Genomic DNA, 21,859 nt, shown 5'->3' with positions numbered 1-21,859 from the left:
CATGACTCTGGACTGGGCACTGCGTGCGCAGTGCCCGTTACAGCAAATGCTTAACGAACTGGCGGTGCGTACTGAATGCCGCCGTTATTCCAGAGATTGTTCTGGCCACGTTTGATCTTCAGCGGGCTTTCCGATCCCACATTGCGTTCAAAGATCTCAGAGTAGTTACCAACCTGTTTGATGATGTTGTAGGCCCACTTGTTATCCAGCTTCAGGTCTTTGCCGAAATCACCCTCTTTACCCAGCAAATGTGCCATATCCGGGTTGGAAGGGTTGGCTGCTTTTTCATCAACGTTCTTCGAGTTGATGCCCATCTCTTCTGCGTTCAGCATGGCGAACAATGTCCAGCGAACGATAGAGAACCAGTCTTCATCGCCACGGCGGACAACCGGCCCAAGAGGCTCTTTGGAGATAACTTCAGGCAGGACAATCCACTCCGCAGGGTTGCTGAGCTTAATACGCAAGGCATACAGCTGCGACTGATCGGATGCCAGCGTATCGCAACGACCGGACTCCAGTGCTTTGGCTGATTCGTCAGAACGATCGAAGGTCACTGGGGTGTACTTCATGTTATTCGCTTTGAAATAATCAGCGACATTAAGCTCGGTATCGGTACCAGCCTGAATACAAACGGTCGCACCGTCCAGTTCTTTGGCGCTTTTCAGGCCCGCTTTATTATGGGTAAGGAAACCAATGCCGTCGTAATAGGTGACCCCAGTAAATGACATTCCCATTCCCGCGTCACGGGAGGAAGTCCAGGTGGTATTACGGGAGAGCATATCAACTTCGCCAGACTGAAGCGCCGTGAAACGTTCTTTCGCCGTCAGCGGGGTATATTTGACTTTGCTGTCATCGCCGAAAACGGCAGCGGCTACGCCACGGCAGACATCAACATCAATACCCGTAAATTTGCCGTTCGCATCGGCATAAGAGAAGCCAGGCAAACCGTCACTGATACCGCATTGTACAAACCCTTTCTTTTTCACGGCGTCCAGTGTCGTACCCGCATGGGCCTGACCCGCTACAGCAAACAACACGCCCGCGGCGGCCAGGCTGGCTATCATCGTCTTTTTCATAATGCATCCTGTGTGGCGAAATTTATCGTTATAGAGGCGTTTTAAACGCTTTGACCTGTCTGTGGCATTGGCCAACGTTTATAAAGCAAACGTAATGCCAGGTTTTGCGCTCAACAAAATAAGAGACAAGTGAACGCATAATGCTGAGTGTAGACAGGGTTAAATAAATCGAATGCCCCGAAACGGTGCGAAATTACAACCTGCGCCACAAATCAGAGCAAAAGTTTGATTATCTGTTAGCTAAAAACATCAGATAGTTGCTGGCGTGAATATTGGCAGGGTATTAAATGTAATTAATATGTGAAAATCATCACGATGGAATATGAAATTTAAATAGATACACGAAAAAGATGTGACTGGCTTCAGGCTAAAATTAATCTGTAGAGAAATGGTGGGGCTATTTTTTTACTTATCTGAAAATACTGCACTATTTAAAAGCAAAAAGCGCGGACAGAGCCGCGCTTTCAAAGAGTGATGCCCCTGGGGGTTACTTAGTCAGGGCAACGATACCCAGCGTCAAACCAGCCACTGCAGCAGCACCACCAGCGATAGCACCCGCGGTTTCCCAGTTATCCTGGGTCGTACCCTTCATACAGGTATTGGTATGAACCAGTCGGCCCTGATCGTCGTATACCGGCACACATGGTGAGTCGTGCGCGCACCCAGCAAGCAGCGCAGCGAGTAGTGCAACGGAAATGAATCTTTTCATGATGTTACCTCAGTATTATTTCTCATCCGCTATAAAGCCAGGAGGGCTATTAACGAACTGGAGGCTATTTTACCACTGTGATAAGCCCACGTTGCATGGGGAATAATCTCAAATTATGTTGATTGTAAAAATCGTGGAGAAAGGTGATATACCCGGATGGATTAATGGCGAAAGTAGGGTGTTGTAAGGGGGGCATTTTTACTTAATGCAAATAACGCTGTGATTATAAGACACCTAATTCACTGTTTCAGTTAAAAATAAAAAAGGCACCGGGGGTGCCTTTCAGGTATTCATTAATCTTTATGGCCTGTAAACCGTCGCCGGACAACAACGAAGAAAACAGGTACGAAGAAGATAGCCAGGAGCGTTGCAGAAAGCATGCCTCCCATGACCCCTGTCCCGACGGCATTTTGTGCGCCACTCCCGGCTCCACGGCTAATCACCAGTGGCAAAACGCCAAGAATAAAGGCAAGCGAAGTCATCAGGATAGGGCGAAGACGCATCCTTGAGGCTTCCAGCGTTGCCTCAATAGTGCCTTTACCCTCTTTCTCCATCAGGTCTTTGGCAAACTCAACGATCAAAATGGCATTTTTGGCCGATAAGCCAATCGTTGTCAGGAGGCCAACCTGGAAGTAAACGTCATTGTTCAACCCGCGCAGAGACGCCGCCAGAAGCGCACCAATGACCCCCAGCGGTACAACCAGCATGACGGAGAAAGGAATGGACCAGCTTTCATAAAGGGCAGCCAGGCACAGGAACACCACAATCAGTGATATGGCGTACAGCGCAGGAGCCTGGTTACCTGAAAGCCGTTCCTGATATGACATTCCCGTCCAGTCATAGCCGATACCGGAAGGCAGTTTCGCTGCGAGGCTCTCCATCATGACCATCGCTTCACCGGTACTTTTACCCGGTGCGGATTCGCCGAGGATCTCCATAGACGGCATCCCGTTGTAGCGTTCCAGACGAGGTGAGCCGTACACCCAGTGAGAACTGCTAAAGGCGGAGAAAGGTACCATCTCGCCATTTGCGCTGCGCACATAGAGGTTGTTGATATCCCCTGGCAGCATGCGGAAATGAGCATCGGCCTGCACGTAAACTTTCTTCACGCGTCCATGATCGATAAAGTCATTTACATAGGTTCCCCCTAAGGCCGTCGAGATCGTCTGATTGACGTCAGAGAGACTGACGCCCAGCGCCTGTGCTTTCTCTTGATCGACATCCAGCTTGAACTGAGGGGTATCTTCCAGTCCGTTAGGACGTACGCGTACCAGCAGGTCTGGGTGCTCTTTAACCATGCCAAGCAGCTTATTACGTGCCTGAGTTAGCTGTGTATGGCCCAGGTTTGCCTGATCAATCAGCTCAAAGTCGAAGCCCGTTGCGGTACCAAGCTCGATGATTGCTGGCAGGTTAAATGGAAATACGAGGCCATCTTTTATCTGACTGAATGCTTTCGTTGCACGGCTAACGATCGCTTCAACGCTATTTTCCGCACCAGGCCGATCTTCCCAGGGTTTCAGGCTCACAAAGGCGATACCGGAGTTCTGACCCTGGCCGCTAAAGCTAAAACCGTTAACGGTAAAGACGGATTCAACATTGGCCTTCTCTTTGTTCAGGTAATAATCATTAACCTGATCGAGCACTTGCTGAGTTCGCGTTTGTGTCGCGCCAGCGGGGAGCTGAACCATCGTCATAAACACCCCCTGATCCTCTTCAGGCAGGAATGAGGTGGGTAAGCGCAGGAACAGTACCGCCATGCCGCCAACGATGATCACATACACCACCAGATAGCGCCCGGTCTTACGTAAAATACCGCTCACGCTGTTGCTGTAATGTTCCACACTCTTATCAAAGAGCGCATTGAACCAGCCAAAGAAGCCACCTTTCTTCTCGTGATGTTCACTGGAGACGGGTTTAAGTAATGTTGCACATAGCGCTGGCGTTAAGATCAGCGCGACCAGCACGGACAGCGCCATTGCCGAAACAATCGTTAGCGAGAACTGACGATAGATGGCCCCCGTCGATCCGCCAAAAAAGGCCATTGGAATAAAGACTGCCGAGAGCACCATTGCAATGCCCACCAGTGCGCCCTGGATCTGCTCCATCGACTTCTGCGTTGCCTCTTTTGGCGGCAGCTTGTCCTCAACCATGACACGTTCGACGTTCTCGACCACCACAATGGCGTCATCGACCAACAGACCTATCGCCAGCACCATCCCAAACATCGTCAGGGTGTTGATGGAGAACCCGAACGCCGCCAGAACCGCGAAGGTACCCAGCAGGACGACCGGAACCGCGATCGTGGGGATGAGCGTCGCCCGCAGGTTTTGCAGGAACAGATACATGACCAGGAAGACGAGAATAATCGCCTCAAACAGTGTCTTCACCACTTCATGGATAGAGATTTTCACAAAAGGCGTGGTGTCATAAGGGTAGACCACCTTTAGCCCTTGCGGGAAGAACTGTTGCAGTTGTGCCAGTTTGCTTTTGATGGCTGCAGCTGTATCCAGTGCGTTTGCACCGGTTGCGAGCTTAATCCCCAGACCGGTTGCCGCCTGTCCGTTGATCCTGGTGACCATATTGTAGTTCTCGCCACCCAGTTCAATGCGCGCCACATCCTTCAGATGAACCATAGAACCGTCCTGGTTCACCTTCAGCGTCACGCGGCCAAACTCTTCCGGTGATTTAAGGCGGGTTTGCGCAATGATGGAGGCGTTCAGTTGCTGGCCCGGAACAGACGGGGTTCCGCCTAACTGGCCCGCTGCAATCTGGTCATTCTGTGTTTTCAACTGGTTGATAACATCCAGCGGCGTCAGCTGGTATTTATTCATCGCATTGCTGTCGAGCCAGATGCGCATCGCGTACTGGGCACCAAACAGCTGAACATCACCTACCCCCGTGGTTCGACTAATCGCATCTTTGACGTTAGAAGCGACATAGTCAGAGATATCATCCTGGGTGAGATTTTTATTGTCTGAAACAAAGCCAGCAACCAGCAGGAAGCTGCTACTGGACTTCTCGACGCCAATCCCTTGTTGCTGTACGTCTTGCGGCAGCAACGGCATGGCGAGCTGAAGTTTGTTCTGAACCTGAACCTGCGCAATGTCCGGGTCTGTTCCTGACTCGAAGGTTAGCGTGATAGTGACGCTACCTGCGGAATCGCTGGTGGAGGACATGTACATCAGGTTATCGATACCGTTCATGTTCTGTTCGATAACCTGGGTCACGGTATCCTGCACCGTCTGGGCGTCAGCACCCGGGTAGGTTGCTGTTATGGCAACGGCGGGTGGTGCAATGGTTGGATACTGTGCAACAGGAAGTTTGAGAATAGCCAGCCCGCCCGCAATCATCAGAATGATGGCGAGTACCCAGGCGAAAACCGGCCTTTGTATAAAGAAATTAGCCATGTTGTCGTCCCTTAACTGGCAGGATTATCAGCGGTGTCGGGTGTGGCGACGACGGTGGTGCCTGGTCTGGCTTTTTGTAAGCCGCTGACAATAACACGATCACCGTTTTTCAGCCCTTCCGTCACCAGCCAGCGATCGCCAATCGCCTGTGGGGCAACGACCGTACGTGACTCAACCTGGTTTTTATCGTTAACAACCAGTACGGTTGCGTCACCACGTGGTGTACGTGTCACCCCTTGCTGTGGAATCAGAATGGCATCCGGCTGCGTACCTTCATCAATGCGCGCGCGGACAAACATGCCCGGTAACAGCAGGTGTTGAGGATTTGGGAAAATGGCGCGCAGGGTAATCGAGCCGGTACTTTCATCGACCGTGACATCTGAGAACTGCAACGTACCTTTCAGCGGATAAGGTTGACCGTTTTCCATCAGCAATTCGACGCTGCTGGTGGTATCCCCTTTTTGCAGACTCGTCTGCTTGAGTTGCATAAAATCATTGCTGGACTGTGTGACGTCGACATAAATCGGATCAAGCTGTTGTACCGTTGCCAGTGCGGTCGCCTGCCCGTTGGTGACGAGCGCCCCCTCAGTCACGCTGGATTTACCGATACGGCCATTGATAGGGGACGTGACTTTGGTGTAGGCAAGATTGATACGCGCACTTTCGACGCCTGCCTGTGCGGCCACAACGCTGGCATCAGCTTGTTGAGCCGTCGCCACCGCCTGGTCGTACTCCTGTTTACTCACGTACTGCGTGCCGACCAGCGGGAGATAACGTTTCACCGTCAGGTGGGCAATATTCGCTGCCGCCTGTGCTTTTACCAGCTCCCCTTTGGCGTTGTCATACGCCGCCTGATACGTTGCGGGATCAATCTGATAAAGCGAGTCGCCCGCTTGCACATCGCTACCTTCCGTAAAGTTGCGACGCAGGATGATGCCGTTAACCTGGGGACGAACCTCCGCGACGCGGAAAGCGTCCGTTCTGCCAGGAAGTTCAGTTGTCACTGCCAGTGGTGCGCTTTTCACAATATGAACGCTGACCTGAGGCGCTTGCGGATGTTGTGGCTGGTTTTCCTGCCCATCACATCCGGTGAGCAGTGCGGCGCAGACAATAAAACCGGATAAAGGTAAGAGTCTGAAGTGATTCGTCATTACTGTTCCTTTAAATACCCATTAACCGATATTCGTTCGTGGATCGGCGATCGGGGCAGGGGAGACAAAACAAAATGTAGCTGTATATAATAATGAGGGTATTTAGTGTTTTTTAATTTATAAGTGCGAATAAATGGGCGGCGATACAAAAATCAGAATCGGACCCGGTAAATTCAACAGTATGTTTCTGATAAGTTTATCGGATAAATGAGATTTTAAGAGTTTAATGCATCTGCATTGTGAATTTAATTGTCGTTATACATTCATATAAATTATAAATTCATTGAATTGACTTTTTTTGTGCAAAACTAAAATGAATTTTAGGGAATACTTTTGCTTACAAAACCCAGCCTGTATTTTCAAACAATGCATCAACCATGTGAGTAATGAGTAGAGGTCTATGGCACGTAAAAAGAAAGAAGAGGCTCAAAAAACCCGACAGCAACTGCTTGAAGCGGCTATCACGCAGTTTGCCACGCGTGGTGTAGCCAACACGACGCTGACGGATATCGCTGATGCTGCAAAGGTTACACGCGGGGCGGTTTACTGGCATTTCACCAGTAAATCAGAAATATTTAATGCTATCTGGGAGCAGCAATTACCGTTTCGTGAAATTATTCACGACCGGTTATCTCTTTCCGAAAATGATGATCCGTTGTTAGTCATTCGTGAAAAATTCATCACTGCATTGCAATATATTGCGCATGAACCCCGCCAGTGTGCACTTTTACAGATCCTGTATCATAAATGTGAATTTAATAGCGATATGATTTCAGAGTGTGAAATCAGAAGACGTATTGGCTTTAACTATGAATCTCTGCGTGTTTCGCTGGAAAAATGCATTTCGCAGAAACTCATTTCACCACAGGTGAATGTTGAACTGACGTTGATCGTTTTTCATGGTTTTTTTAGCGGAATAATTAAAAACTGGTTAATGAATAAAGACAGTTTTAATCTTTATCAACAAGCTCCTGCGCTGGTTGATAACATTCTGGCGACACTGCATGTTACGCGAGTACCGCCTTATGATGATATTTACGGTTCAGCGTCAGGTAACATTTCTCCGTGCTCGCAAAGTGCTTCAATATCCAGCGCACTAACCGGTTTACCTAACAGATAGCCCTGAAGGGTGTTACAGCCCAGCTCCGTCAAAAACGTTTGCTGCTCTTCAGTTTCCACACCTTCAGCCACGACTTTCAGGTTCAGCGTTTTTGCCAGAGCGACTATTGCCGAAACAATTGTCGCATCATCGCTTTCGCCACTTAACTCTTTCACAAAAGCACGATCGATTTTCAACTCACAGGCAGGTAAGCGTTTGAGATACAACAGGCTCGAATACCCTGTACCAAAGTCATCAATCGACGCTTTCACGCCCGCATCTGTTAGCTCTGTCAGCACCCGAACGCTCTCCTCCGGGTTGCTCATTGCCGTTGTTTCAGTGACTTCAAGGATCAGCATTTCCGGCGGCACGTTGTGACGCGCCAGGCAGCCGAGAACCGTCTTAACCAGCGAAGGTTGTTCAAACTGCAGTGTCGACAGATTCACGGCCATCGACCAGCTCTGATGCCCCTGAAGGTGCCATTCACGCAGCTGACGACAAGCTTCGTTGATCACCCAGTTGCCAATAGGAATGATCAGGCCTGTTTTTTCTGCCAGCGGCAGGAACAGCTCTGGCGTCAGTAACCCCTGCTTTGGGTGTTGCCAGCGCAGCAGCGCCTCAAAACCGAGGATTGGTCCTGCCGGGGCATGGAATTTGGGCTGGTAGAGCAGGCGTAACTCAGCACGCTCGACGGCCAGCCACAGATCGTTCATCAGCTGGAGATGGGACTGCGCCAGGGTGTTCATGGAGGGCTGGAAAAAGTGATAACCGTTACGGCCCATATGCTTCGTGTGGTACATCGCCGCATCCGCGTTAAACATCAGTTCACGATCGGTTTTGCCGTCGTGAGGGTAAAGTGCAATACCAATGCTGAGGGTTACCACCAGTTCATAAGGATCCAGATTAAACGGGTTATCAATGGCACGAACCAGTGAACTTCCCAGAGACGCCGCATCATCCGGGCCTTCCGCCTCGGTCAGCAGGACAAACTCATCACCCCCGATACGTGCCAGAGTGAACTGGCCTTTCAGGGGGAGCAGCAAACGCTGCGTAACGGCGACCAGCAGCTTATCGCCGACATCATGGCCATAGGCATCATTGATGGCTTTGAAACCGTCGAGATCCATGAACATCAAGGCAAAATGTATCCCTTCGCGGTCCGCTTTGCTGATGGCCTGATCGAGACGGTCTTCCAGCAGGATGCGATTAGGCAGACGCGTCAGCGTGTCGTGCAGCGCCAACTGGGCCAGTTCCCGGTTAGCTTCTGCAAGGGAAGAGGCCAGCAAAGAGGTGCGCGCCTGAAGGCGGGCGTCCAGCATGGATACGAGTAATGTGATCCCCAGAATGGAGAGCGCAACCACGCTCACCAGAACCGCCAGCCAGCTGCCGTTAATCCCGTGGTGGTGTGCCATCGTCGACATCGGAAACTGTGCGGCTTTCATACCGGCATAGTGCATACCGGCGATGGCAATCCCCATCGTGATGGCGGCCCCCAGGCGCATCAGGGCAACCTGTGCGGCTTCGTGACGCAGGCGGAAGGTCAGCCACAATGCGGCGAGTGAAGCGGCAAGCGCGATGACGACCGAAATGGCCACCCATGTTTTATCCCAGATAATACCGGGAGTGATCTCCAGCGCTGCCATGCCGGTGTAATGCATGGCGACAATACCTGCGCCCATCACTAGCGCGCCGGGCAACAGGCGGCGCAAACGTAACTTCTCGCAACTGACGAGCCACAGCGCAAACATTGACGAGCCAATGGCGATGACCATCGAGAGCACCGTCAACGTGGCGTTGTAACTCATGCTCATGGAGAGATCCATCGCCAGCATGCCAATAAAGTGCATAGCCCATACGCCAATGCCCATTGCAATACCGCCACCGGCCAGCCAGATACGGGCTGCGGCTCCCTGGCTTCCGGCGACGCGCGCGGCCATATTTAGCGCGGTATAGGCAGCAAGGATAGCGACAACAAAGGAGGTGAAGACGAGGAATTGGTTGTATTGGCTAACCAGCATGGTCTGTTCTACTCGTTGAGAGGCGTTACGCTAGAGTGGTTCGGAAGGGCTGAGACATTATCACCGTCAGATAACGACTAAAAGTGATTTAAAGCCCTTAATTTTATGTGTGATAACAAAGTTATAGGTGATGTCAGGAGGTTAGTCGAGCTCAGAACAGTTGACGAGTTTGAGTGGATTCACGGAATTCATATTACGACACTTATCGGTTTCGGTGCTCATCAGTTCAATCCATTGCATCAGCAACGCATCGAAAATGAAAACGGAGATAGCAAAGACCACGAGCCACCAGTATTTACGAATCATTGTGTCATTCCGGGAGAAGAGAACCTGTAAGGTGGTGGAAATATACACGAAACGCGGCGGTTTAAAAGCGAGAAAAGAGAAGGTTTACAAAGCGTTGACGGTCGTGAATGCGGGCAATAAAAAAGGCGCTTCCCCATGCCGAAGAGCGCCTTTTTAAACAAGCAATTAGCTAATCGAAATTAGTTCATGCCGTATTTTTTCAGTTTCTTACGCAGAGTACCACGGTTGATACCCATCATCAGCGCAGCGCGGGTTTGGTTACCGCGGGTGTATTGCATCACCATGTCCAACAGTGGCTGTTCAACTTCAGCCAGTACCAGCTCATACAGGTCATTAACATCCTGACCATTCAGTTGAGCAAAATAGTTCTTCAGTGCCTGTTTAACCGAGTCACGCAGGGGCTTTTGAGTTACCTGATCCTGAGAGTTAACGGTGGAAACGGTCAGTACGTCAGAATTTACGCGTTGTTCGAACATAGTTCTGTCAGCTCTTTATTTCATTACGCAAGATTTTCGAAGTATGCCTCCAACGCCTCCAGCTGTTCGCTGGCATCCTCTATGGCGTTGAATGTGCGCCGAAACTGGTCATCTGGAGCGTGCTCCTGGAGATACCAGGAGACGTGTTTACGCGCAATTCGGTACCCTTTTGCCTGACCATAAAAGTCATGCAATTCCCGAACATGCGAACAAAGCAAGCGCTTAACCTCTGCCAGCGGCAGTGGAGCAAGCAGCTCCCCAGTGTCCAGATAATGCTGGATTTCCCGAAAGATCCAGGGTCTTCCCTGAGCGGCACGTCCTATCATCAGAGCATCAGCTCCCGTATAGTCGAGCACAGCTCTGGCTTTAAGCGGGTCAGTAATGTCACCATTCGCGATAATCGGAATGGAAACTTTCTGCTTAACTGCCCGAATGCTGTCGTATTCAGCGTCACCATTGAACAAACAGGCGCGGGTGCGTCCATGAATGGTCAGGGCCTGAATGCCACAGTCTTCGGCCAGTTGGGCAATATCTACACAGTTACGGTGTTCCGGCGACCAACCCGTGCGAATCTTCAACGTAACAGGGACGTCCACTGCGCTGACAACCGCCGTCAGGATTGACTTCACCTGGTCGGGGTATTGCAGAAGGGCTGAACCTGCAAGCTTGCGATTCACTTTCTTGGCCGGGCAACCCATATTGATATCAATAATCTGGGCACCACTTTCCACGTTGATACGCGCGGCATCTGCCATTTCTTCAGGTACGCTTCCGGCAATTTGCACGGTGCGAATACCGGGTTCATCAATGTGCACCATCCGAAGGCGGGACTTATCGCTTTCCCACACCTGCGGGTTAGACGACATCATCTCGGATACGGTTAAACCTGCTCCCATCTCATAGCACAGCGTCCTGAACGGCCGGTCGGTAATACCTGCCATAGGGGCTGCGATCAGGCGATTTCTGAGCTGGTGGTGTCCGATGCGCATGAGTTAAGAAATGACCATACTGTGACTGCAAGGCGGCGTATATTACGCATTTTTTGCACGAGATGAAAGGCCAAACTTTGAACAATCCTCTGTTGTAGATCAAGGAACCGCCGCTCAGCCGTTCTGGTGAGAATTATTCATTATTTAAATCATTATGTTATGTTGATTAGGTTATTTTATGGTCGCTTACAATTTCCCGTAACTTCTCATCATTTCTGAATAAATGAATCACTTGATCGGGATAATCTGCTGTTTTTAGCAGCAGATTATCCCGCATCTTTGCGATCTGCATCGCATTTTAGAACATGATCTCAGTGCGAAAAATGTACGTTATTCAACAATGACGCGGCCATGAAGCGGCTGCACCGGGCGGTTGTTGTCATGCTGCATCGTATGGGTGAATTTCGCCAGTTGCTCCGCAGAGAGGGTCAGGAGCGGGGGAAATATACAGGCAGAGGTGGGCGTGGTCAGATGACCACGCCAGAAGAAGATTATTTTTTACGACCAGTAATACGGCACCACTCTTCTTTCTCAACCACCGGGTCGAGCGCGAACAGATCGGCATAGGCTTCGCAAACGCTGTCTGCCTGGCTTGCCAGGATACCAGAAAGCCCCAGCAGACCGCCTTCAACGGGCAGCACGCTGATTAACGGTGCCAGTTCACGCAATGGGCCTGCCAGAATGTTAGCGACCACGACATCGGCTTTCATGGCCTCTGGCTGTGCGTCCGGCAGATAGAGTTCCAGACGGTCGGATACACCATTACGCTCTGCGTTATCGCGGCTGGCCTGAATTGCCTGCGGATCGATATCGATCCCGATGGCTTTCGCCGCACCCAGTTTCAGTGCCGCAATGGCGAGGATCCCGGATCCACAGCCGAAGTCGATCACCGTCTTGCCGTCCAGATCCAGGCCATCCAGCCACTGCAGGCACAGGGACGTTGTTGGGTGAGTGCCGGTACCAAATGCCAGACCTGGATCAAGCATCACGTTGACCGCACTGGCATCGGGAACTTCACGCCAGCTCGGACAGATCCACAGGCGCTTGCCGAACTGCATCGGGTGGAAGTTATCCATCCACTCGCGTTCCCAGTCTTTGTCTTCCAGTTGCTCAATTTTATGCACGAAGCCCACGCCCAGCAGCGGGTGGTTTTCCAGAATGGCGACAACCTCTTTCATATCGGTTTCTGCATCGAACAGGCCAATAACGTCGGTATCGCCCCACAGGCGCGTCTCGCCCGGCAGCGGCTCAAAGACTGGCGTATCATGCGTGTCCTGGAAGGTGATAGAGACCGAACCGGCCTCCATCAGCGCATCGCTCAGCTCTTCGGCGTTAGCACCGGTTGTATTCAGTTTTAGTTGGATCCACGGCATGGCAAAACTCTTTATTTATCAGTAGAAATCATAGCGGGCTGTGGGACGGGTTGACCGAAACGGTTCCCCACCACAAACGCCAGTAAACTTAACAGTAACGCAGGCACAATGGGATGGAAGCCCAGATACTGAATTTTAAACGTTGCGAGGGCGGCATAGAGCACGCCGCCGACAATCATTCCGCTCAGCGCTCCGGCAGCATTTGCGCGCTCCCAGTAGAGGCCAAGCACCAGTGGCCAGAGGAAGACAGCTTCCAGCCCGCCGAAGGCCAGCAGGTTCAGCCAGATAATCATCTCTGGCGGACGCCATGCGGCTAACATCATCAGGATGCCGAGCACTAACGTTGTCCAGGTGGAGATGCGTTTCAGCTTATGCTCATTATGCATTTTAGCCGGACGCGCGCTGAGCCACAGATCTTTGATAATTGTGGCTGAAGCCTGCAACAGATGTGCGTTCACATTGGACATGATTGCCGCCATTGGCGCGGCGAGGAACAGCCCGGCGGCCCACGGTGGAAGAACCTCGACCATCAGCGTTGGGATCACCTGATCCGGCACGCTCAGGTGCGGTAATACAGCACGTCCCAGCGCGCCAGCCAGATGCATCCCCAGCATCAGCAATGCCACGACAATGGTACCAATCACAATGCCACGATGAACGGCTTTGCTGTCTTTATAGGAGATACAGCGTACGGCTGTGTGCGGCAGGCCAATGACACCGAAGCAGACCAGAACCCAGAAGGATGTCATAAAGGCAGGCGTCAGAATATCGTCAGCACCGTGTGGGCTCACCAGTTTAGGGTCAATCTGCTCAAGCGTTTGTACTGCATTGTGTAAACCGCCTGCCGCATAGATCACCCCAACCAGCAGTACCAGGGTACCAATCAGCATGACCATGCCTTGCATCGTGTCGTTTAGCACGCTGGCGCGGAAGCCGCCAAACGCGGTATACAGCGCGATGGTGATCCCGAAGATGAGCAACCCGGTTTCGTACTTAATTCCGGCGGCGGTTTCCAGTAAACGCGCACCACCGATGAACTGGACGGCAATTGCACCCACAAAGGCGACAATCAGGCTGATACTGGCAATCCAGACCACTGCACGGCTCTGGTAACGTGCCTGCAGCATGTCGTTAAGCGTAATGGCGTTGTAGCGACGGGCGAGAATGGCAAATTTTTTGCCCAGAATCCCCAGCGACAGCCAGATGGTCGGTACCTGAATCATCGCCAACAATACCCAGCCCAGCCCGTACTTGTAAGCGGCACCCGGCCCACCGATAAACGAACTGGCGCTCACATAGGTGGCGGTCAGCGTCATGGCCAGCACGAATCCGCCCATCGAACGGCTGCCGAGGAAATATTCGCTCAGGAACGACCCGGTGCTGCGCTTGCGCATGGCGTAGAAAGAGAGACCAATCACCACAATTAAATAGATAACCAGCACGGTGATGATTTCAGTTTGCATCATTATCCTCCAGCGAAAAATCACGGAAGATAAAGCGCACCATCAGCCAGCTGAGCAGAACAAAAATCAACGGTACCAGCAGACACGCCATTTCAAACCAGTGCGGTAGGCCGGTAATACCAACAGCTGAATCTGGTAAGTAAGCAGTTACTAACCAAGCGGCAAGATAGAGAAGGGTCAGCCACAGCGCCCAGCGCGCTTCTTTATGGGCCTGAACAAAACGCTTGTCCATTTTTTGTCCCTTGTGGATGAAGAAAGCGGGGATTGTACATGATGGGGCTTTGCAATCCCCAGAAATAAAAAAGGCCGGATAATCCGGCCTTTTAGCGTTGCAGCAGTCTTACTTCTCGTACATACCGAGTTTCTTCTCAAGATAGTGGATGTTAGTCCCACCATTCTGGAAGTGCTCATCGCTCATGATGCGCATCTGCAGGTCAATATTGGTTTTGATACCGTCGATGATCAACTCCTGCAGGGCGTTCTTCATGCGGGCAATTGCCACATCACGGTTTTCGCCGTAGCAGATAAGTTTACCGATCATTGAGTCATAGTACGGCGGTACGGTGTAACCGGCGTAGATATGAGACTCCCAACGTACACCAAAGCCACCCGGCGCGTGGAAACGCGTGATTTTCCCCGGGCTTGGCAGGAAGGTATTCGGGTCTTCGGCGTTGATACGGCATTCTACCGCATGGCCTTTAACCACAACTTCTTCCTGTTTGATGGACAGAGGCTGACCCGCTGCAATACGCAGCTGTTCCTTGATCAGGTCAACGCCGGTGATCATTTCGGTAACCGGGTGTTCAACCTGAATACGGGTGTTCATCTCAATGAAGTAGAACTCGCCGTTTTCGAACAGGAACTCAAAGGTACCCGCGCCGCGATAGCCGATATCGACACACGCTTTGGAGCAACGCTCGCCGATGTAGCGACGCAGTTCCGGGGTAATGCCCGGTGCTGGTGCTTCTTCGACCACTTTCTGGTGACGACGCTGCATGGAGCAGTCACGTTCTGCCAGATAGATAGCGTTACCCTGACCGTCAGCCAGCACCTGAATTTCGATGTGGCGTGGGTTTTCCAGGTATTTTTCCATGTACACCATGTCATTGCTGAAAGCAGCTTTCGCTTCAGCTTTGGTCATGGAGATGGACTGAGCCAGTTCAGCATCGCTGCGCACAACGCGCATACCGCGACCGCCGCCACCGCCAGACGCTTTGATGATAACCGGGTAGCCAATGCGTTTAGCATGAGCACGGTTAGCATCCATATCGTCGGTCAGAGGGCCGTCAGAGCCGGGTACGGTTGGTACACCGGCTTTCTTCATGGCGGTGATTGCAGACACTTTGTCGCCCATCAGGCGGATAGTGTCAGCTTTCGGGCCGATGAAGATGAAGCCTGAGCGTTCAACCTGCTCAGCAAAGTTGGCGTTCTCAGAGAGGAAGCCATAACCCGGATGGATTGCCACCGCGCCAGTGATTTCAGCGGCGCTGATGATAGCCGGGATATTCAGATAGCTTTTTACGGACGGAGCCGGGCCAATACAGACCGTCTCATCCGCGAGCAATACGTGTTTTAAATCGCGATCCGCGCTTGAGTGCACAGCGACAGTCTTAATACCCAGCTCTTTGCAGGCACGAAGAATACGCAGTGCGATCTCGCCGCGGTTGGCGATAACAATTTTATCCAGCATGTTCGCCTCGTTACTCGATGACGACCAGCGGCTCGTCAAATTCTACCGGCTGACCACTTTCGACCAGAATCGCTTTCACAGTACCTGATTTGTCTGCTTCGATCTGGTTCATCATTTTCATGGCTTCAACGATGCACAGGGTATCGCCTACATTGACTTTCTGACCCACTTCGATGAACGCTTTCGCGTCCGGGCTTGGGGTGCGGTAGAAAGTACCAACCATTGGGGAACGTACGATGTGACCACTGATTTCTGCAGCGGCTGCAGGCGCGGCTTCTGCTGCTGGCGCAACGGCTGCGGAGAGCATAGGCTGCTGCACTGGCGCAGCGTAAGCTTGCTGCATTACCGGGAAGCTAACGGCTGGCGCTGCACGGCTGATGCGTACAGACTCTTCGCCTTCAGAAATTTCCAGTTCGGAGATACCTGATTCTTCAACCAGCTCGATCAGTTTTTTAATCTTACGAATATCCATGAGTGGGTTCCGTACTCTTGTTTAGTGTGATTGTGACAAACGTTTTACCGCTGTCTGTAAAGCGTATGAATAACCGTCAGCGCCCAGCCCGCAGATAACGCCAGCGGCGATATCCGAAAGGTAGGAATGATGGCGGAACGGCTCTCGGGCGTGCACGTTACTCAGGTGGATCTCGATAAACGGGATACTTACCGCGAGCAGTGCGTCGCGAATAGCAACACTGGTGTGCGTAAACGCGGCCGGATTGATCAGGATATAGTCCACGTTGTCTTTAGCCTGATGAATACGGTCGATGAGTGCGTACTCCGCGTTTGACTGAAAATGGTCCAAATCTACATTCAGTGAGGCTGCTTCCGTGCCAAGACGGTTAACAATTTCACTCAATGTCAGCGTGCCATACTTCTCTGGCTCACGGGTACCGAGCATGTTCAGGTTCGGTCCGTTCAAAACTAAGATCTGGAATTTATCAGCCATTATGCCGCTATCTCCTGTGATTTTCCGGTAAAAAACAAAATATACCTTCAAAGCACGATTGTCATCTTTTCAGAGGCCTAAAACCCCCGTTCGGAAAACCGAAGTCGCACATTATAACGATTTCGTAGCATTTGGCAGCTAAATACTGGTCTTATCAGGGAAGATTATCAACCGCTATCCGAAAAAGATTCGCGGTTGATAAGCAATCTGCGGGAAAACGCACAGTTTCGCGAACTATCGCAACCACTGGCGGAACTTCTTATAACGCCACGCTAAAAGCGCCAGAGCCAGCAGCGCATAGAGGATCGGCTGCGGGGAGAGGATCTTCACCGACCACAGGTAATGGATGGGGGCGAGGATCGCGACAAGATAGACGAAGTTGTGCAGCAGTTGCCAGCGCCTGCCCAGTTTTCGCTGCGCAAACTGTGTTGATGTCAGCGCTAATGCCAGTAAAACCAGCCAGCTGACGATACCTAACGTCAGATAAGGACGCGTCACCAGTTCGCGACCCAGCAGTGCCAGGTTGTTAATCCCTAACTCCAGCAGCGCGTAACTGGTCAGATGCAGCGTGGCCCAGGCAAAGCACCATAGCCCCAAAAGCCGACGGGTTCGTATCAATAATGGCTGCTTAGCGTAGCGCGCTAGCGGTGATACCAGCAAGGTTGCCAGTAAAAATTTCAGAGCCATCCTACCGGTGAAGTGCTGAATATCTTTTGCCGGGTCAGCACTAAAGAGGCCGTGGCTGGTGGCCCAGAATAGCCAGATAAAAGGAAGCAATCCTGCTAAATGTAAGATGACTTTCAGCCAGGTTATCTGCTTTGCGGTTAAACGCACTTAGAAGTTCTCCCGTAAATTCAGTCCACGATAGAGGGAGGCCACTTCATCCGCATAGCCGTTAAACAGCAGCGTGGGCTGACGCGTCACATCCAGCGCGCCGCCCGAGCCGATAAAACGCTCGGTGGCCTGCGACCAGCGTGGGTGATCCACATGCGGGTTGACGTTGGCGAAAAAGCCGTATTCGTCTGGCGCGGCCAGGTTCCAGGTGGTCGGTGGACGTTCGCGGGTCAGCTTAATGCTGACGATGGATTTGATCCCTTTAAAGCCATATTTCCACGGCACGGTTAAGCGGATGGGTGCGCCGTTTTGCGGCGGGAGCGCTTTACCGTAAACACCCACGGTTAGCAGCGTAAGGGGATGCATTGCTTCGTCGAGACGTAATCCCTCTACGTAAGGATACTCAAGCCCGCCCCCGATAAACCTGTCCTTTTGTCCCGGCATCTCGTCCGGGGCATAGCGCGTCTGGAAGGAAACATATTTCGCGTTGCTGGTGGGTTCAACCAGCGCCAACAGTTTATGCAGCGGGAAACCTACCCAGGGCACGACCATTGACCATGCCTCCACGCAGCGCATGCGGTAAATACGCTCTTCCAGTGGAAAACGGGTGGTGAGATCGTGATGATCCAGCGTCAGCGGTTTTGCCACTTCGCCATCAATTTTCAGCGTCCACGGATCGGTTTTCATTCCCCCCGCGTTGGCGGCAGGATCGGCCTTATCAAGGCCAAATTCGTAGAAGTTGTTATAGCCGGTGACTTTGTCTTCCGGCGTCAGCGTGAGTGCGTTTTGCCACTGGGCGGGTTTCGTAAAGGTGAGCGGCGCGCCGGAAGGGGCTTTCGGACGATCGTTGCCTTTAAACCAGTCGAGAAGGTCGGCATGCGCTGCAGGGGTAAGCGTCAGGGCGGTGGCGCTAATGCCAAGCATTTTCAGGATCTGGCGGCGCTGTAACATAAAGACAGATTCCGCCGTTACGTCGGCTTCCGTCAGTTTTCGGTTTTTCATGGCATCCTCCGTCATGCGTTTTTCTAAGCATGACGGAGGAGAGGGCTTATCGCGAATATGTCACGAAAATTTGAAGATTAGACAATTTTCACCAGCGCGCGACCGTGGAACTGGTTGTCCATAATCTTACTGGCATACTCAGGAGCCTGGCTGAGGGTGATTTCGGTTGCACTTTGGGCATAGAACGATTCCGGCAGGTCATGCACCAGACGCTCCCAGGACTCTGCACGGCGCACCGCTGGCGTCATGACGGAGTCCACCCCCTGCAGACGCACATTACGCAGAATAAATGGCATCACTGTCGTTGGCAGGGCAAATCCTCCCGCCAGACCGCAGGCCGCTACGCAACCGCCATAGTTCATCTGCGCCAGCACCTTCGCAAGGACTTTATCGCCAACGGTATCTACCGCACCTGCCCAGATCTGTTTCTCCAGCGGACGGGTTTCGGCAAACTCTTCGCGGCCGAGGATGCGGCTTGCACCGAGCTGACGCAGATAGTCATGCGTGCTTTCGCGGCCAGATACCGCAGCAACCTGATACCCAAGTTTATGCAGCAGCGCTACCGCAGTGCTGCCGACCCCCCCGCTGGCACCGGTCACCACAATCTCACCGGACTCAGGACGGATACCGGCATCTTCCAGCGCCATCACGCACAACATGGCGGTAAAGCCTGCAGTGCCGATGATCATCGCTTTGCGGCCATCCAGACCTTTCGGCATCGGCACCAGCCAGTCGCCCTTAACACGCGCCTGCGTTGCCAGACCACCCCAGTGATTCTCGCCTACGCCCCAACCGGTGAGCAGCACCTGTTGTCCTGCATGGAAGCGGGGATCTTCGCTTGTATGCACGCGGCCCGCAAAATCGATGCCTGGCACCATCGGGAAATTGCGGATGATTTTACCTTTGCCTGTGATGGCCAGGGCATCTTTATAGTTCAGACTGGACCAGTCGATGTCGACGGTTACTTCACCTTCCGGCAGGCGGCTCTCCTCAACGGTTTGCACCGAGGCAAGGGTTTTGCCGTCCTGTTGTTCTAAGATCAAAGCCTGCATACAGGATCCTCGTTACTATGGTGACAGGAAAATAATTTCTGAGACTATACTCGCTCATTGAAATGCAATGCCGATGTAACGCAATAAATTGCCAGATACATTTGGTTTGATAGTATGTCGCATCTGAAATGCAAGTTAGTACTTACTCGCTACCACATCAACCCACGGAGTAATCTCAAGGATGCGATTAACGACGAAATTCTCAGCTTTTATCACGCTGCTAACGGGGCTTACCATTTTTGTCACCCTGATTGGCTGCTCCCTGAGCTTTTATAACGCAATTCAGGACAAGCTGGTTGATCGGGTTCAGTCGGTTGCATCGGTTATTGATACTCGCCTGATCACCACCTCATTCCCGGCGCTGTCGCTTGAGTTGGATGAGTTGATGGTGCCTGTTGATATTGTCCAGGTCGACATCACACAGGGAAAGCTGACGGTTTTCAGCCATGCCCGACAGGGAAGCTATCGTCCAGCCGGTACCGTAAGTCAGTATCGGGAAGTAACGGTACATTCGCTTAAACATCCTGGCATGGCTATCCGTATGGTCTATCTGGACCCGATGGCTAATTACTTCCATTCATTAATGACCACCGCACCGCTGACGCTCTCTGTGGCCTTTATTGTGCTGCTGATTTTCCTCGCGGTTCGCTGGCTGCGTCGTCAGCTCTCCGGCCAGGAGTTACTGGAGACCCGTTCAGTGCGGATACTGAACGGTGAACGCGGCCCGCAGGTGCGCGGCTCGGTCTATGAATGGCCGTCACACACCAGCAGTGCGCTGGATGTACTGCTTTCCGAAATCCAGTTTGCCAGCGATCAGCGTAGCCGGATGGATACGCTGATCCGATCCTATGCTGCGCAGGATAATAAAACGGGTCTGAACAACCGCCTGTTCTTTGATAACCAACTGGCTACATTGCTGGACGATCCGGAAAAAGTGGGGACACACGGGGTGGTCATGATGATCCGTCTGCCCGATTTCGATCTGCTTCGCGATACCTGGGGAAGGAATGTGGCGGAAGAAAATCTCTTTACGCTTATCAACCTGCTCTCCACTTTTATTATGCGCTACCCTGGGTCGCTGCTGGCTCGTTATCACCGCAGCGACTTTGCCGTACTGTTACCTCACCGCACGCTGAAGGAGTCGGAAAGCATTGCCAGCCAGCTGCTGAAGGCCGTGGATGCGCTGCCACAGAGCAAAATGCTCGACAGAGACGACATGGTGCATATAGGGATTTGTGCCTGGCGCGGGGGGCAGTCGACAGAACAGGTGATGGAACATGCAGAATCGGCAACCCGCAACGCCGTGTTGCAGGGGGCGAATGGCTGGGCGGTTTATGACGACTCGCTACCGGAAAAAGGGCGCGGTAATGTGCGCTGGCGAACGCTGATTGAGCAAATGCTGAGTCGCGGTGGGCCACGTATCTACCAAAAACCGGCGGTCATGAAAAACGGCAATGTCCATCACCGCGAATTACTGTGTCGTATATTTGACGGTACGGAAGAGGTTATCTCTGCGGAATACCTGCCCATAGTGCTGCAATTTGGTCTTTCCGAAGAATATGACCGCCAGCAAATTACCCGGCTGATTCCGTTTTTGTCATTCTGGCCTGAAGAGACCCTTGCGCTACAGGTTACCGTGGAGTCGTTAATTCGCCCGCGTTTTCAACGCTGGTTGCGCGATACATTAATGCAATGCGAAAAATCGCAACGCAAACACATTATTTTTGAACTTGCAGAGGCAGATGTAGGTCAACACATCAGCCGGTTACGCCCGGTGGTACGTTTGATCAATGCACTCGGTGCGCGTGTGGCAGTCACGCAGGCGGGTCTGACGCTGGTCAGCACCAACTGGATCAAGGAGCTGGATGTTGAATTATTGAAACTGCATCCAGGGCTGGTAAGGAATATCGAAAAGCGTACAGAAAACCAGCTGCTGGTGCAGAGCCTGGTGGAAGCGTGCAAAGGAACGCAAACGCAGGTATTTGCCACGGGTGTGCGTTCGAGAAGCGAATGGCAGATGTTGACAGAGCGCGGTGTGACGGGAGGTCAGGGGGATTTTTTTGCTACCTCTCAGCCGCTTGACACCAATGTGAAAAAATATTTGCAAAGATACTCTGTTTGACCTGCCGTTTAATTTGTTTTCACGTAGAATATCGCGCCTGTAGCTTTGAGTATGACGAGCAAAAAGCCAGTGAACGACCTTAAAGAGTTACAAATGAAAGTGAGGGACGCACTGTTTACTCAGCCCTGAGGGACTCAGGGGATTAA

Annotated in this window: 19 protein-coding genes and 1 pseudogene; 2 read left to right on the top strand and 18 right to left on the bottom strand. The window is 52.1% G+C overall.

The window, feature by feature from the left end; genetic code table 11:
* Positions 1-50 precede the first annotated feature (50 nt).
* The 4 genes from HV318_RS11270 to HV318_RS11255 all read right to left on the bottom strand — a co-directional run bounded on the left by HV318_RS11270 (position 51) and on the right by HV318_RS11255 (position 6,343).
* Positions 51-1,076, bottom strand: a complete 1,026-nt coding sequence (locus HV318_RS11270) for an amino acid ABC transporter substrate-binding protein (RefSeq protein ID WP_182272842.1) — start codon at positions 1,074-1,076, stop codon at positions 51-53.
* A gap of 487 nt (positions 1,077-1,563) precedes the next feature.
* Positions 1,564-1,785, bottom strand: coding sequence for a lipoprotein (locus tag HV318_RS11265; protein WP_008502867.1), 222 nt, complete (start codon positions 1,783-1,785; stop codon positions 1,564-1,566).
* 293 nt (positions 1,786-2,078) lie between these two features.
* Complete coding sequence (locus HV318_RS11260; RefSeq protein WP_182272841.1) at positions 2,079-5,192, bottom strand: efflux RND transporter permease subunit; 3,114 nt, start codon at positions 5,190-5,192, stop codon at positions 2,079-2,081.
* A gap of 11 nt (positions 5,193-5,203) precedes the next feature.
* Entirely contained in the window at positions 5,204-6,343 is a 1,140-nt protein-coding gene (locus HV318_RS11255) for an efflux RND transporter periplasmic adaptor subunit (protein WP_182272840.1), read from the bottom strand.
* Positions 6,344-6,743: 400 nt separating this feature from the next.
* Here HV318_RS11255 and envR point away from each other — a divergent pair, with 400 nt between their 5' ends.
* A complete protein-coding gene (gene envR, locus HV318_RS11250; protein ID WP_182272839.1) occupies positions 6,744-7,463 on the top strand; it encodes an acrEF/envCD operon transcriptional regulator in 720 nt (239 codons plus the stop codon).
* Here envR and HV318_RS11245 read toward each other — a convergent pair.
* The 14 genes and pseudogenes from HV318_RS11245 to acuI all read right to left on the bottom strand — a co-directional run bounded on the left by HV318_RS11245 (position 7,379) and on the right by acuI (position 19,591).
* Entirely contained in the window at positions 7,379-9,460 is a 2,082-nt protein-coding gene (locus HV318_RS11245) for a putative bifunctional diguanylate cyclase/phosphodiesterase (RefSeq protein WP_182272838.1), read from the bottom strand. The two genes, envR and HV318_RS11245, sit on opposite strands and share 85 nt — an antisense overlap.
* 141 nt (positions 9,461-9,601) lie before the next feature.
* Complete coding sequence (locus tag HV318_RS11240) at positions 9,602-9,766, bottom strand: DUF2556 family protein (RefSeq protein ID WP_114978886.1); 165 nt, start codon at positions 9,764-9,766, stop codon at positions 9,602-9,604.
* A gap of 179 nt (positions 9,767-9,945) precedes the next feature.
* On the bottom strand, positions 9,946-10,242 hold the full coding sequence (gene fis, locus HV318_RS11235; protein WP_000462905.1) for a DNA-binding transcriptional regulator Fis: 297 nt from the start codon (positions 10,240-10,242) through the stop codon (positions 9,946-9,948).
* 23 nt (positions 10,243-10,265) lie between these two features.
* Positions 10,266-11,231: a tRNA dihydrouridine synthase DusB gene (dusB, locus tag HV318_RS11230; RefSeq protein WP_182272837.1), complete on the bottom strand. Its 966-nt coding sequence runs from the start codon at positions 11,229-11,231 to the stop codon at positions 10,266-10,268.
* 330 nt (positions 11,232-11,561) lie between these two features.
* Positions 11,562-11,717: pseudogene (locus HV318_RS24200) on the bottom strand (carbonic anhydrase); the annotation flags it as partial.
* A gap of 5 nt (positions 11,718-11,722) precedes the next feature.
* Positions 11,723-12,604 (bottom strand): 50S ribosomal protein L11 methyltransferase, encoded by an 882-nt coding sequence (gene prmA, locus HV318_RS11225; protein WP_182272836.1) that lies wholly within the window; start codon positions 12,602-12,604, stop codon positions 11,723-11,725.
* Positions 12,605-12,615: 11 nt separating this feature from the next.
* Positions 12,616-14,067 carry a sodium/pantothenate symporter gene (gene panF / locus HV318_RS11220; RefSeq protein ID WP_182274581.1) on the bottom strand — a complete coding sequence of 484 codons (1,452 nt, stop codon included), beginning with the start codon at positions 14,065-14,067 and terminating at the stop codon, positions 12,616-12,618.
* Positions 14,057-14,299 (bottom strand): YhdT family protein, encoded by a 243-nt coding sequence (locus HV318_RS11215; RefSeq protein WP_182272835.1) that lies wholly within the window; start codon positions 14,297-14,299, stop codon positions 14,057-14,059. Before HV318_RS11215 ends, panF begins: the two co-directional genes overlap by 11 nt.
* Before the next feature lie 108 nt (positions 14,300-14,407).
* Positions 14,408-15,757 carry an acetyl-CoA carboxylase biotin carboxylase subunit gene (accC, locus tag HV318_RS11210; RefSeq protein WP_182272834.1) on the bottom strand — a complete coding sequence of 450 codons (1,350 nt, stop codon included), beginning with the start codon at positions 15,755-15,757 and terminating at the stop codon, positions 14,408-14,410.
* Positions 15,758-15,767: 10 nt separating this feature from the next.
* Positions 15,768-16,229: an acetyl-CoA carboxylase biotin carboxyl carrier protein gene (accB, locus tag HV318_RS11205; protein ID WP_182272833.1), complete on the bottom strand. Its 462-nt coding sequence runs from the start codon at positions 16,227-16,229 to the stop codon at positions 15,768-15,770.
* Between the two features lie 21 nt (positions 16,230-16,250).
* A complete protein-coding gene (gene aroQ, locus HV318_RS11200; RefSeq protein ID WP_025756653.1) occupies positions 16,251-16,703 on the bottom strand; it encodes a type II 3-dehydroquinate dehydratase in 453 nt (150 codons plus the stop codon).
* Positions 16,704-16,937: 234 nt separating this feature from the next.
* A complete protein-coding gene (msrQ, locus tag HV318_RS11195; RefSeq protein ID WP_182272832.1) occupies positions 16,938-17,537 on the bottom strand; it encodes a protein-methionine-sulfoxide reductase heme-binding subunit MsrQ in 600 nt (199 codons plus the stop codon).
* A complete protein-coding gene (msrP, locus tag HV318_RS11190) occupies positions 17,538-18,539 on the bottom strand; it encodes a protein-methionine-sulfoxide reductase catalytic subunit MsrP (RefSeq protein ID WP_182272831.1) in 1,002 nt (333 codons plus the stop codon).
* 77 nt (positions 18,540-18,616) lie between these two features.
* Positions 18,617-19,591, bottom strand: coding sequence for an acrylyl-CoA reductase (NADPH) (acuI, locus tag HV318_RS11185; protein WP_182272830.1), 975 nt, complete (start codon positions 19,589-19,591; stop codon positions 18,617-18,619).
* Positions 19,592-19,772: 181 nt separating this feature from the next.
* Here acuI and csrD point away from each other — a divergent pair, with 181 nt between their 5' ends.
* Positions 19,773-21,713, top strand: coding sequence for an RNase E specificity factor CsrD (csrD, locus tag HV318_RS11180; protein ID WP_182272829.1), 1,941 nt, complete (start codon positions 19,773-19,775; stop codon positions 21,711-21,713).
* Positions 21,714-21,859 lie beyond the last annotated feature (146 nt).

It is taken from the genome of Enterobacter sp. RHBSTW-00901 (assembly GCF_014103115.1).
Classification (GTDB): Bacteria; Pseudomonadota; Gammaproteobacteria; order Enterobacterales; family Enterobacteriaceae; genus Enterobacter; species Enterobacter cloacae_P.
This window is presented reverse-complemented; position numbering and strand designations above follow the sequence as displayed.